This window comes from Natronomonas sp. (genome assembly GCF_046483325.1).
GTDB lineage: Archaea > Halobacteriota > Halobacteria > Halobacteriales > Haloarculaceae > Natronomonas.
In genome coordinates this window covers 1-13,281 of record NZ_JAWODL010000023.1, presented here as the reverse complement: position 1 = coordinate 13,281, position 13,281 = coordinate 1, and the positions used below count along the sequence as shown (strand labels likewise).

At 58.3% G+C, this 13,281-nt stretch carries 11 protein-coding genes and 2 pseudogenes; 6 read left to right on the top strand and 7 right to left on the bottom strand.

Annotated elements, in window-relative coordinates:
* Position 1: 1 nt before the first annotated feature.
* Positions 2-1,510, bottom strand: a complete 1,509-nt coding sequence (locus R6U53_RS07340) for an SLC13 family permease (protein WP_410321712.1) — start codon at positions 1,508-1,510, stop codon at positions 2-4.
* A gap of 122 nt (positions 1,511-1,632) precedes the next feature.
* Positions 1,633-1,869 carry a hypothetical protein gene (locus tag R6U53_RS07335; RefSeq protein WP_410321711.1) on the bottom strand — a complete coding sequence of 79 codons (237 nt, stop codon included), beginning with the start codon at positions 1,867-1,869 and terminating at the stop codon, positions 1,633-1,635.
* A gap of 200 nt (positions 1,870-2,069) precedes the next feature.
* Between R6U53_RS07335 and R6U53_RS07330 the strand changes: the two genes are divergently transcribed.
* Positions 2,070-2,516 (top strand): ferritin-like domain-containing protein, encoded by a 447-nt coding sequence (locus R6U53_RS07330; protein WP_410321710.1) that lies wholly within the window; start codon positions 2,070-2,072, stop codon positions 2,514-2,516.
* Positions 2,517-2,730: 214 nt separating this feature from the next.
* Here R6U53_RS07330 and R6U53_RS07325 read toward each other — a convergent pair.
* Positions 2,731-3,419 (bottom strand): annotated as a pseudogene (locus R6U53_RS07325) (IS6 family transposase).
* Between the two features lie 477 nt (positions 3,420-3,896).
* On the opposite strand from R6U53_RS07325, the gene R6U53_RS07320 reads away from it, so the two are divergent.
* A complete protein-coding gene (locus tag R6U53_RS07320) occupies positions 3,897-4,637 on the top strand; it encodes an IclR family transcriptional regulator (protein WP_410321709.1) in 741 nt (246 codons plus the stop codon).
* A gap of 132 nt (positions 4,638-4,769) precedes the next feature.
* A complete protein-coding gene (locus R6U53_RS07315; RefSeq protein WP_410321708.1) occupies positions 4,770-5,999 on the top strand; it encodes a mandelate racemase/muconate lactonizing enzyme family protein in 1,230 nt (409 codons plus the stop codon).
* Positions 6,000-6,120: 121 nt separating this feature from the next.
* On the opposite strand, the gene R6U53_RS07310 is transcribed toward R6U53_RS07315, so the two are convergent.
* Positions 6,121-7,113: an aldo/keto reductase gene (locus tag R6U53_RS07310; RefSeq protein WP_410321707.1), complete on the bottom strand. Its 993-nt coding sequence runs from the start codon at positions 7,111-7,113 to the stop codon at positions 6,121-6,123.
* Between the two features lie 67 nt (positions 7,114-7,180).
* Here R6U53_RS07310 and R6U53_RS07305 point away from each other — a divergent pair, with 67 nt between their 5' ends.
* A complete protein-coding gene (locus R6U53_RS07305; protein ID WP_410321706.1) occupies positions 7,181-8,152 on the top strand; it encodes a C-terminal binding protein in 972 nt (323 codons plus the stop codon).
* Between the two features lie 11 nt (positions 8,153-8,163).
* Here the strand turns inward: R6U53_RS07305 and iolM are convergent, their stop codons facing one another.
* Positions 8,164-9,318 carry a scyllo-inosose 3-dehydrogenase gene (gene iolM / locus R6U53_RS07300; protein WP_410321705.1) on the bottom strand — a complete coding sequence of 385 codons (1,155 nt, stop codon included), beginning with the start codon at positions 9,316-9,318 and terminating at the stop codon, positions 8,164-8,166.
* 262 nt (positions 9,319-9,580) lie between these two features.
* Positions 9,581-10,384, bottom strand: coding sequence for a sugar phosphate isomerase/epimerase family protein (locus R6U53_RS07295; RefSeq protein ID WP_410321704.1), 804 nt, complete (start codon positions 10,382-10,384; stop codon positions 9,581-9,583).
* Between the two features lie 143 nt (positions 10,385-10,527).
* Between R6U53_RS07295 and R6U53_RS07290 the strand changes: the two genes are divergently transcribed.
* Both R6U53_RS07290 and R6U53_RS07285 read left to right on the top strand, forming a co-directional pair.
* Positions 10,528-11,610, top strand: a complete 1,083-nt coding sequence (locus R6U53_RS07290; protein WP_410321703.1) for a 2,3-butanediol dehydrogenase — start codon at positions 10,528-10,530, stop codon at positions 11,608-11,610.
* Between the two features lie 351 nt (positions 11,611-11,961).
* A complete protein-coding gene (locus R6U53_RS07285) occupies positions 11,962-13,059 on the top strand; it encodes a Gfo/Idh/MocA family protein (protein WP_410321702.1) in 1,098 nt (365 codons plus the stop codon).
* A 45-nt stretch (positions 13,060-13,104) separates the two neighbouring features.
* Here R6U53_RS07285 and R6U53_RS07280 read toward each other — a convergent pair.
* Positions 13,105-13,281, bottom strand: a pseudogene (locus R6U53_RS07280) (IS5/IS1182 family transposase); the annotation flags it as partial.

Below are 13,281 nucleotides of genomic sequence, written 5' to 3'. Positions count from 1 at the left end.
ATCAAAGCCCCCACGCGATCGGGAGCCAGACGTACACCATCGCAGTCAAAAACAGGATCCCGCCGAGATTCAGCCAAAATCCGACCCGCGCCATCTGGGGAATAGTGAGGTAGCCGCTGCCGAAGACGATCGCGTTCGGCGGTGTCGCTACCGGAAGCATGAACGCGAACGAGGCGGCGACGGCCACGGTTACCATGAGGACGATCGGCGAGACGACGAGCGAGGCAGCGAGACTCACCATGACGGGAATGAAGAGGGACGCGGTCGCGCTGTTCGACGTCACCTCCGTGAGGAACACGACGAGCGTCGCCACCGCGAGTAAGATCACGATGAACGCCACGCCGCGGAGCCCGGTTAGATTCCCGGCGATCCACTGGTCCAGCCCGCTCGCCTGAAACGCGCTGGCCAGTGAAAAGCCCGCGCCGAACAGGAGCAACACGCCCCACGGAACGCGCGTCGTGTACTCCCACTCGAGGAGGAACTCGCCACGCTGCAGATCGACTGGGATCAAAAAGAGGAGCACGCCGCCGACGAGGGCGATCGTGGTGTCCGTGATCCCCGGTGCGATCGGTTCGATGACGAACGGTCGGAGGAGCCAGCCCGCCACGACGATCGCGAAGACGACGAGGACCCGCCGCTCGCCGGTGCCCATCGCACCCAACTCCTCGAGTTGTCTCTCGATCATCGCACCGCTCTTCGGGATCGTGCGCATCTCGGGGCTCAAGAGGGTGACCAGTACCACCCACGTGACGGGCAAAAAGACGACCGCGATCGGGAGGCCAAAGAGCATCCACTCGAGAAACCCTATCTCGACCCCGAGTGAGGTCCGTGCGATGCCCGCGAGGATCGCGTTCGGTGGCGTCCCGATGATCGTCGCCACTCCACCGATCGACGCCGCGTACGCAATCGCGAGCATCAGGGCAACGCCGAAATTCGAGGAGGGAACGTCGCGCGTGTCGAGCGCTTCGATGGACGGGTCGGCGTGGGAGGTCGTTTCCGCTTCGTCCGTCCGGAACGCCTCGAGTTGGGCGACGACGGCCATTCCGATCGGGACCATCATCATGGCGGTCGCAGTGTTCGAGATCCACATCGAAAGGACGGCTGTGACGATCATGAATCCGAGAATCAATCGCCGCGTGTCGTCACCGATCCGGTGCAGTACGTTGAGCGCGATGCGGCGGTGGAGACCCCAGCGTTCGATGGATAGCGCCACGAGAAAGCCGCCGAGAAACAGAAAGACGACCGGATCCGCATAGGGTGCCGCGGCGTCGACGACGCTCGTCACCCCGAGGGTCGGAAAGAGGACGATCGGGAGGAGGCTCGTCACCGGAATCGGAACCGCCTCGGTCATCCACCACGTCGCGATCCAGAGCGTACTCGCGAGCACGGCGTTCGCCCGCGCTGAAAGCCCCGGTGGCGAGACGAAAAGCTGCGCACCGACGAAAAAAAGCGGTCCCAACAGTAACCCCGCCCGCTGGGATCGTCCGTACCCGTTCTCGCTCGCGCCCATCCGTTTCGGCAGTCGGTCGATCAGGTAAAAAGTATACGTGTCCAACCACACCCCCAGTTGCTCCAGGACATGGCTCCCAATTGACCCCCCACCAGTCCCGCCAAACGTGATACGGTCCGCTGTCAGTCCTCCTGTGGCTCCGACATCTCCTCGCGCGGCGCGCCGCAACTCCGACAGGTCTCCGGAACTCCGTCATTCAGTTCACCTATCTCACCGCACTCGCCACAGGGCCCCATGAGGTACCCTTCGCCGAACACCCGTTCGGGGAGTTCCTCCGGGTCGATCCCGTCGGGGTCGTCCAGGTCGGGGAGTTCGATCCCGAGTCCCCTACGCGTGAAACCACTGATTCGGCCCAGCACGCGTCCGCCTTTGGTGTAGCGGTTCCCGGTTTGATCGCCCCGCCGTTCGGTTGGTCTCGCTTTCCCGTTCGTAAACCTCGATCCGAGGCTTACATCACTCCGGTGGGGATCCCGTCGCGGGACGATGCACGCCCTCGCTGGCCGCTTTCCCTCGTCGGATCAACCAGACATTTATATCTGTACGCCGAACGAGCAGGTGCATGTCGTCCGATCGAGTAATCGACCTGTTGCGAAAGGGGTACAGTGACGAGATCGAGACCGTAATGAACTACCAGACGAACGCGATCGTTCTCGACGGCGTCCGCGCCGAGGAGATCAAAGAGAGTCTCCAGCAGGACATCCAAGAGGAGCTCTCTCACGCCGAGCAGCTCGGCCAGCGGCTCAAGCAACTGGGCGCGCGCCCGCCCTCGTCGATGGAGTTCACCGCCAGACAAGAATCGCTGCAGCCGCCGGCTGACTCGACGGACGTCCTCGCCGTGATCAACGGCGTCCTTGACGCCGAGGAGGACGCCATCCGGACCTACCGCGACCTCGTCGACGCCGCCGAGGAAGCGGACGATCCGGTTACCGAGGACCTCGCTGTCACGATACTCGCGGACGAGGAGGCCCACCGGACCGAGTTCCGCGGATTCGAAAAGGAGTACTGAGCCGGGCTCGTCTTGGATTCGCATTAAGTCCCGCGATTTTCAAATCAATAGTGTCGTCGGTCACCGTCTCCCGGCACACACTTAGCATCGCGCTCTTGGCCCGTTATCTATTTTATATATGAAATAGCCATATCGTTTATTAATCACGTTTAACTGAGAGGTCGCTCTCTCGTGTTGGTTTAAATTATATCTGCGGCTGTACGAGAGGTAGTGTTCAGAGACGCTGATTCCACGCGAAGCCGAACGAGCTGAGCCGGTCGTCGGCAGTTTCTGCTTCGGCGTTGCTGAAACAGTTTGAGAAACTGAACATCAGCTATTTTATATTTTACAAGACATGTTCGTGGTTATCCCGAGTTCCATGTTTTTCATAGCTGAAATCGAGGCCGTGTCGTTGACAAGGATCTTTCAACGAGTGCGAGCCGTTGACGAGCAACACAGCGTTAACGAGGCGCATCGCGTCTCGTTCGCACACCAGAACTCGACGATTTCTGGGGACGTCAACGTCGGGTTTCTCGCGGAGTTCGGCAAAGAACGTTCGAGCAAGTACGCTGTTCGTGATCGATTTAAGCCGCGTATGAAGTATATCGTTCGTTCCAGGGTCGATAGCCGCGTACAGCCACTATTGCTCATTGGTGAGTCGGATCACCGTTTCGTCGGCTGTAACGTGCTCCGGACTCTGAGCAGATTCGGGCTGTAGATCGGCTTCGTGAACCCAGTTGTGCACGGTAGATCGAGCCCGATCGACACCAAATATATAAATAATATAAAATATATTTGAAAGTGATAGGAAAGCCAATTGGGGCGAATACCGGGATTCATCAGAAACTGTGGTGTCGCTTCTCGCTCCACAAAACCTACTTCGACCTCGTCCAAACAGTCGTTGAGGCGGTCGTTTTTCGACATACACACGCAAAAAACGCACCGTCTCACTCTTCATCCGTATCTGAACACCGCCCGCGCATCTGACCATGGATTTCTCGCCCCTGTGTAGATGATTAAAATAACAGTGTTAATGTTATTATTATCGGTTTCACGTGATACCCCCCACATCCGCAGCGTTCGTTTCTCCCAAACGAATGCCATTCGGAAACGCATCGGGAGGGGCTATTGACTGTAACCCGTGTTGGCGGATCGAAGGTAAGTCCCGGTTTCCACACGCGACTACCCTGCTACCGTTGTCGGGCCGATCAACGATTCATATGTCTCGCTCACATACTCGGGAAGAAATACAAAATATATCCTCCAAAATTGTCGTATATACTGTTTACTAAGCGAAAATCGTAATATGTCAATACTGTGTTGATGTTCGTCTTGATCGAACGAGTTTTGACCTTGCCGGCTATGATATGAGATATGATGACAGGGCAAAAAAAACCAAGAATGGTCGAGGCGGTACAGACCACGCTCGACATAATCGAGATGCTACAACAGCAGGAGTCCGCAGGCGTCACGGAGTTAGCGTCGGAGCTCGATCGATCGAAGGGAACGGTTCATTCACATCTCGCGACGCTTCTGGAGAACGAATACATCGTCAAAACGGATGATGGCTACCGCTTGAGTCTCCGATATCTCGATCTGGGCGAGACTGTCAAAAACCGCATCAACGGGTACGACATCGTCACCTCAGAGATCGACTCTCTCGCGGATAAATGCGGTGAGTTAGCCCAGTTCGCGACACACGAACACGGACGGATCGTCTACCTATACAAAAGCGGCGGGAAGGATGCTGTCCAGACCGCGTCCTCGATCGGGAAGCGTGAGTTTATGCACTGTGTCTCGCTGGGCAAATCGGTGTTGGCGTTCATGTCCGAGGATCGCGTTGACGCGATCGTCGATAAACACGGCTTACCCACATCGACGGATAACACCATCACGACTCGGTCCGAACTCCACGAGTGTCTGGCCGAAATACGGGAGCGGGGCTACGCCTTCGACGAGGAGGAAAAGATCGAGGGGGTTCGCTGTGCTGCGGTTCCTATCACGGCCAACGGCGAGATATTCGGCGCGATCAGCGTGTCGGGGCCGTCCACGCGAATGGAGGGCGAGTGGTATCGCGAGGAACTGCCCGATATGTTGACCCGGTCGGCGAACGTGATCGAGATCAACACGAAGTTTGCGTGAGTCCTGACCGTCGCTGTCTGCCCTACGTTCGGATGATCCGAACGAATGTCTATACGCACGACCAGATCGTCTGCTCAGTTGAGACGGCGCTCACCAAAACGTATAACTCAGTGTTGGGTTAACGTGGACGTGATGTACGAAGACTTCGCTTCGACACTAGCCGCCACCATGTGGGCGGACTACGACGAACCCCCCCAACGGGCGGACGACGGACCGAAGATCGCCGATCTGGAGACGATCGTCGTCGACGGGAACTTTCCGTGGACGATCGTGACAGTCGAGGCCGAGGACGGCACTATCGGGATCGGAGAAGCCTATCCATCGCCGGGTGTCCATGAGATCATCACCGACTATCTCCGACCGGTGCTCGTCGGCGAGACGCCCCTCGACGTCGAACGGCTGTACAACCTCATGCGGTCGAGCCTCTCGGGGCGGGGATCCCAGTGGGGCGTCGGTACGATCGCCATCAGCGGCGTCGAAATCGCCCTGTGGGATCTCGCAGGCAAGCTGCTGGACCAGCCGGTGTATCAGCTGCTCGGCGGTAAGATGCGAGAGGAAGTGCAGGTGTACGCCGACTGCCACGCGGGCGAGGCGATGGTTACCTCAGCCGACGAAGGACAAGAGGAGACGACATACAAGCCGGAAGCGTACGCCCGAGCTGCTCGCCTCGCGGTCGACGATGGCTTCGATATCGTGAAATTCGATCTTGACGTGCCCTCTGGCCGCGAGATCGACCGGAAATCCGGGCACTTCGATCCACCGGAAATCGAGCACAAACGACGCGTCGTCGAGGCCGTGATGGACGAGGTCGGTGCCGATGCGGAGGTTGCGGTCGACCTCCACTGGAACTTCAGTCCCGAGACGGCCGAACGGCTCTGTCGGGCGCTCGAAGGGGCCGGACTCGCATGGGTCGAGGATCCGATCCCACCCGAGAACGTCGACGCGATGCGCGAGTTGAAACGCCGCGTCGACGTGACGCTTCTGACGGGCGAGAATCGGTATGAGCGTCATGGCTTCCGTGATCTCATCGAAAATCAGGCCGTCGATTTTCTCGCACCCGATGTTCCGAAGGCCGGCGGGATCGCGGAGACGAAGAAGATCGCGAATATGGCCGAAAGCTACTACCAGACGCTTATCCCACACAACATCGGCAGCCCGGTCGCGACCATGGCGACGGTACAACTGGGTGCGACGATCCCGAACCTCTATGCTATCGAGTACCACGCACGCGAGGTCGGATGGTGGGAGGATCTCGTCGTCGGCGAGGACCTCATACAGGACGGAACGATCGAGGTCCCGGACGAACCTGGATTGGGTATCGAACTCGACTGGGACGTCGTCAAGGAACACGAAAAACAGTGAACTGAGTTCCCCTCACACTGCTGGGGAAATCACGCACACAGCGATTGCGGGCACATAGGGCTCGGCGGAGCGGGCATCGCGATCCGGCGATCCCGCGCGTGTTGTCTTCTGTCCGCCGGTCTCACCACTGGTGGTGGACGAACTCATAGACTGACGACTCGTATAAGTCCCGGATCGCACCGTGTGTTTCGTTCGAAAGCGGTTCGAAATCGCTGACTGCGGCGTTGTCGTGAATATGCTGTGGGGATGTCGATCCCGGAATGACCGTCGAGACGGCATCGTGATCGAGGATCCAGCGAAGCGACATCTGGGCCATCGTCATCTCCGATGAGACGTGCGGGCGGAGTTGCTTGACGGCTTCGATCGCTTCCTCGTACGGGAGCCCGGCAAACGTCTCGCCCCGATCGAATGCGGAGCCATCGCGGTTGAAGTTCCGGTGGTCGTCCGGAGCGAACTCCGTGTTTCGGTTCAAAACACCCGTCAAGAGGCCGGATGCCAGCGGCACTCGGACGATGATACCGATATCACGCCTTTTGACCTCCTCGAAAAGGAGCTCGGCGGGCCGTTGTCGAAACGGATTGAAGATGATTTGGACCGTTTCGACGCCCGGATATTCGATGGCTTTGAGCGCCTGCTCGACTTTTTCGACGCTGACACCGTAGTGAGCGATTTTCCCCGCTTGTTTCAACGCCTCGAGCCCTTCGAAGACGCGTGGGCGGTAGTATACATCCGTCGGTGGACAGTGGAGCTGGAGTACGTCGAGCGTTTCGAGCCCGAGGTTTTCGAGCGATCGATCGATGAACCCCTCTAGGTTCTCCCGAGTGTATCCGTCGGCGGTGTGTGGATCGAGTCGCCGCCCCGCTTTGGTCGCGATGGTTATTGATTCGGGGTCTACGTCCGCAGTATCAAGAACACGCCGGATGAGCCGTTCGCTTCGGCCATCACCGTACACATCGGCCGTATCGAGAAAATCTATTCCCGAATCCAGCGCAGTAGTGACCGCTTCCATCCCCTCCTGTTCGGAAACGTTTCCCCAATCGCCGCCGATTTCCCACGTTCCCAGCCCGATTTCGGTCACCGGGATGTCGGTACTTCCGAGTGTTCGATGTCGCATACGACTGTATTACTCCACGACCCACTTAAACGATTAGACTTTTATCAGTATGGGATAACAAACTAGTATGACGTATCAGATACTGATTTCCGATTCGAAAGTCATCGATATCGAAACGAGCAAAACTGCGTTCCCTGATGTCGACGTGACGATGGAGACGATCACAGCCAGGGATCCAACGGGACTAATTGACGCCGCAGCGGACGCCGATGCGCTCATCGTCGATGCCTCAACGCAAGTGACAGCCGACGTTCTCCGGGAACTCGATTCGCTTCAGGTCGTTGGGCGGTCGGGAATCGGTGTCGACAACGTCGATATCCAGACTGCGCGGGATCAAGATATCGCTGTCGTAAACGTCCCCGACTACTGTCTCGACGAAGTCTCCGTCCACGCGCTGGCGATGCTGCTGTCCTGTGCCCGAAAGCTGCCACAGCTGAGCCGATCGGTCGAACGTGGCGAATGGGAATGGGAGGGTTCACAGCCGTTGTACCGCATCCAGGGGCGGACTGTCGGGATCGTGGGCTTCGGCAGTATCGCCCGCAGTTTTGCCGCAAAGCTCCGTGGCTTCGGGGTCGACATACTCATCTACGATCCGTACATTTCCTCGGCCGATCTCGCCGGATTCGACGTCACGAGCGTGGGGTTCGATCGCTTGCTCGCCGATTCGGATTACGTTTCTGTCCACGCGCCGCTGACCGACGATACCAAGGGGATGTTCGATGCCGACGCTTTCGAAACGATGCCGGATCACGCGATTTTGATAAACACTGCCCGCGGTCCGATCGTTGACGAAGACGATCTCATCGATGCGCTCGATTCAGGGACCTTAGCCGGTGCCGGTCTGGATGTCCGGGAGACAGAACCACCGTCCGATTCCGAGCTGTCGTCGTTCGAGAACGTCATTCTCACCCCACACGTCGGATTTTATTCGGAGGAATCACGACGCGATCTTACCCGAAGCGTATGCGAGGATGTCGGCCGCGTCCTGAAGGGGGAATCGCCGGAACATCCCGTCGAACTCGAGGAAGAATGGCTGTGAGCTGACCGCTCCTACATTTCTATCAGAACCTTTCCATCGACCCGTTTTGCGGCCTGTTCGACCGCCTCTACGGCGTTATCGAGGCTGAACGTTGAAGTCACTATCGGGAGGTTATCCAACTGCCCGGCCGCCATCATCCTGATCGTTCGCGGATAGACCCGTTGTCCAGTGTGTCCTTCCGTGCCATAGATCTGCGCGCTGGCAGCTTGATACTTCCGCAGATCGACTTCGGGGGCGCTCGCGGCGTTGCTGATGTGGACGACGTTTGCTCGCTCAGAAAGAGAGTCCTCCATCACCGAATACGTCGCGTTGACGGCCCCGCTCGTTTCGACGTGTACGTCCGCACCTTCGCCGCCGGTCACGTCGTCGACCTTTGCGGCGGGATCGGTTTCGAGAGGATTATATACGTGCTCGAAACCGAGCTTGTGGGCGATCTCACGGCGGGGGTCCGAGGGTTCGAACGCGATGACCTTTCCCGCACCGGCCGCCCGTGAGACGTTCATTCCCGTGAGTCCGATGGGACCGATCCCGTGAAAGACGTAGTAATCCCCCGGAAGGATTCCGTCCGCCCGCTTGAACAGGCCGTAATACGAGATCGTACTCGGCTCGATAGTCGCGGCAGCTTTGTACATCCGGTCCTCGTCTTTGAACTGGTTTGCGAGCGATGACACGTCCCAGAGGATCTTTTCCGGAACGGTGACGTATTCGGCGAATGCGCCGTCGATCGTGAAGCCGAGCTGTTCGAAATTCTCACAGTGGCCGTGGAAGCCCTGCCGACACATATGACAGCGGCCACAGTAGTCGGTCACCTCGGCCGTTACTGGATCCCCCAGCTCGAAGAGCGAACAGTTATCGCCGGTCTCAACGACCTCCCCCGAAAACTCGTGGCCGATCACCGTCGGGAATCTCGTGTAGGCCGAATAATGCGTGTAGCCCTCGTCGTCGCTTCCGGCCATCGACACGTCGCTCCCGCAGACGCCAGCGTATCGAACGCGCACCAGAACCTCGTCTTCGCCCGGCTCCGGTCGATCGCGGTCCTCCAGGTGCAGGGTCGGTTCCTGCCACACTTTGGAACTGTTCGAGGCGCGTTGGGACTCCCGTTCGTGATCACTGAGATCGTATTGCGGCTGTGGATTCCATTCCGCATCAAGCACTAGTGCCTTCATAATCGAACCCAATAGCCGGGATACGATAAACATTGGGTGGCCGTATCGGTATCGTCCGTTCACAGTCGAGATACCGCTACCCGGGGGCGATGACGCCAGCGCTGGCTCCATACGGTCTATCGTAGCTCATCGGCAAGCCCCCATGGTTCGGCGATAGTACGGAAACCGACGACAGTGATCGCATATCGGTCGTGGCGCGATCGTGCGTTCGAGTGTGCATCCCCACCGATCGCTGTTGTACTCGATGACGGTCCATCTCGGATCAGTTCTGGCCGGTAATATCTGTCCAGAAATCGAAGTTCTGTTTCGCGTGGATCAGCCGGGGGTCAGTCCGGTTTTCCACCTCGATCGTGAAATGCCCCTGGAAGTCAGTCTCGATCAGCGTCCGATGGATCGTTTCGAAATCAAGCACGCCGTGGCCGAGGTCGGTAAACGCCCGGAAGTAGTTGATCACGTTATCGAGGTGGTATTCATCGTTCGAGAGGGCGGCGGTATGGGCGTCGAAGTCGGCCGACGGATCGACGTCCTTGAGATGGACGTAAGCGATATCGTCAGCGAATCGCTCGATGCCGTCGATCGGATCACCGTATGGATAATAGTGTGCCGTATCGAACAGCAGTTCGAAGTTGTCCGGAGCAACCTCGAGCCAGTGTTCGATTTCGTCGGGCTGTTCGATTTCGGTCGCACCGTGGTGATGGATGAGTGGTGTAATACCGGCGTCTTCGGCAGCAGCCCCGATCCCGTCCAGCCAGTCGGCGACTGTTTTTTGTTCTTCGCGGTGCCGTTCGGGTGGGAGAACCCCGTAGTATGTCGCCCCAACCTCGGCGGCTAGTTTTGCTCCCTCACGGATACGTTCGATGGCAGCGTCGTTGACGGGCCACTCGCCCATTACACAGTAACACTCTAGGGCGTATTTGTCAAGCCAGTTCAAAACGGTGTCCGGACCGACGTGGCGAAGTTTCTCCAAACCCATCTCGACGCCGTCGTATTGGCAGGCGGCGATATCACTGATCCCCTCCTGGATCGATTCCTCGTCGTACATCATAGTCGTGTATCCGAGTCCCATGAGACACATTTTCAGTCTCATCACAATAGCTTTGATGGTTGTGGTCTCCCGTATGTGCTCCCGCGATTCGAAGGGGAGGGACCGAAAAATGTATGTGACTTCCGGTGACCACTCTTATAGAGGTGTGCTACCGTAAGCCACCTGTGTACATACTCATGAAAGCAGCACGCCTATACGGAAAAACGGATATCGGAATCGATGATGAGGTCGATCCCGGTTCCGTCGGACCGACGGACGTACGGATCGATGTCGAAGCCTGCGGTATCTGTGGCTCCGACCTCCACGAGTACAGGGAACCGGAGTTTACACCCGAACACGAACATCCGCGAACCGGGGCGAGTCGGCCGGTAATCATCGGTCACGAGTTCAGCGGCACCGTTAGCGAGCTCGGCAAGGATGTGAGCCGGTTTATCGTGGGCGATCACGTCGCAGTGCACCCGAACATTCCCTGTCACGACTGTGTGTACTGTGCGGACGGGGAGTATAACCACTGCGACAACAGCCTCGGAATCGGATTCGAGACGGACTCCGGCGGGTTCGCCGAGAGCGCGGTTGTCCCGGAACAGCAGGTCCACGCCCTTCCCGACGGTGTCGAACTATGGGAAGGTGCGCTGGTCGAGCCGCTCGCGGTCGGGCTCCATGCGGTTCGTCGCTCCGGCATGCAAGCCGGCGACTCGGTCGCGGTCTTCGGCTGCGGACCGATCGGTCTCACGGCGGTACAAGCCGCACGGAGAGCGGGCGCGAAGGAAATATTTGCTTCCGAACCGAACGATAGTCGGCGCGGGATCGCTCGTCAGTTGGGGGCGGACGTCGCTCTTGACCCGTTTGCGGACGATGTCGTCGAGACGATCACCGACGCGACCGAGGGCGGCGTCGACGCCGCCTTCGAATTTGCTGGGATCGGTCCCGCATTCAACTCGGCGATCCGAAGTACGCGCCGGGGGGGCTCCATTACCGTCGGCAGCATCAGCAAAGACGAAATTACGACGGATGTCGACGAACTCGTCCTGAATGAGCGGACAGTCACGGGAACGTTTTGTTATGGCTTTCCGCCCTCCTCTTTCCGGACCGAATTCGACGCGATTATCGAAGCGATCGCCGACGGCCACATCGAAACGGACACGTTCGTCACCGATCGTATTCCGCTCGAAAACATCGTCGAAGACGGCTACGACGCATTGTTAGACCCCGATACGGAACACGTCAAGATACTCGTCGAACCGTAGCACTCCAGAAGGGTTCAGCAACCAACGGAACGCTAACAAAAAATTGATAACACACAGCGTGGTTAAATCACATACTTACCCCCATGAAAATAAACGAGACTATCAGCGACAGGGAAACGATACTGCCCCGAAGTCTAACGGCGGAACGGCTATGAGTACCACATCGAGAGACACGGGGAGCGAACGATGTCCCGGATGTACACGCCCCTGTGGTAGGTTTCTCGAGAGCAACGCGGATCGTATGACGAACGGGCTCATCTCGATTCGTTACTCCTGTCGTGCCTTCGATTCCAGCTCGAGCCGGTATCGAACGGAAAACAACATGCCGTTAGTTCAGAGTCACACACCATCATGACACTCAAAGCCGGATTCCTGGGATACGGATTAATGGGTAAAGCACACGCGAACGCGCTCGCTCGGTTGCCGATGTTCTTCCCCGACGCACCGGAGGTCGAGCGGTCCGTTCTCATTGGACGCACAGTTGAAGCACTCGAAGAGGCCGCCGACACGCTCGGTTTCAACCGAATCGAATCCGACTGGGAGGCAGCACTCGACGATATCGATATCCTCTATAATCTCGGGCCGACACGGATCCACGTTGACCCGACCGTTGCTGCGCTGAACCGGGATATTCACGTCCTCTGTGAGAAACCACTGGCACCGCAAACAGCGGGGGCAGAGAAAATGGCCGAGGCGGCACGCAAAAGCGATGCGATCGCGGGTGTCGGATACAACTATCGCTACGTCCCGGCGCTGCAACTCGCAAAGCGGATGCTAGACGCCGGCGAGTTTGGGGATGTCAGGCGGATCCGGGGACAGTATCTTCAAGGATGGCAAGCCGACCCCGACGACGAGTGGGTTTGGCGTAACGATGTGGAACGTTCCGGTTCCGGCGCGCTCGGGGACGTCGGCGCTCATACGATCGATCTGGCTCGGTGGCTAATCGGCGGGATCGATCGCGTTTGTGGTCGCCTCGATACGTTCGTTACGGAGCGTCCCGTTGCTGGCGGGGACGAAACGCGGCCGGTCACGACTGACGATGAGTATTCCGCGATCGCCACGTTCGAAAACGGTGCGACAGGTGTCTTCGAAGGATCCCGTGTCGCTACGACCAGGGAGGGCGGAAACGAGCTGGAGTTGTACGGCTCCAGGGGTGGATTCCGGTTCGACATGGAGCGGCTGAACGAACTCGAGGTCTACACGAGGGACGACGATGGGTTCGAGCGCGTTCTCGTCACGGCCGACGACCACCCATACATGGACGCGTGGTGGCCCACCGGTCATATCATCGGGTGGGAACACACGTTCGTTCATGAACACTACGAGTTCCTCTCCGCGATCGAGGAGGGTCGCTCGTACAGCCCGGACTTCGAGACAGGGGTAGCCGTCCATCGAGTGGTTAATGCGATCCAGCAAAGCAACGAGGACGGATCCTGGATCCTCGTTTGATGGCTATTCCGTCTGCTCTATTGAAAATGCGGGACGTGAGTCGGATCATAGCGTTTTGACGAGCTTCTTGAGATTGTTGAGAGCGAACGAGAGGACGATCTCCCGGAACTGTCGGTACCAGAACCGCGAACGCAGGGCGGAGTCCTGCGTTCGCTTGACCGTCGAGTAGGATGTTTCTGCCATCCATCGCTGTGTGTAGCCCTTCGCCCGGATGAGCGCGTT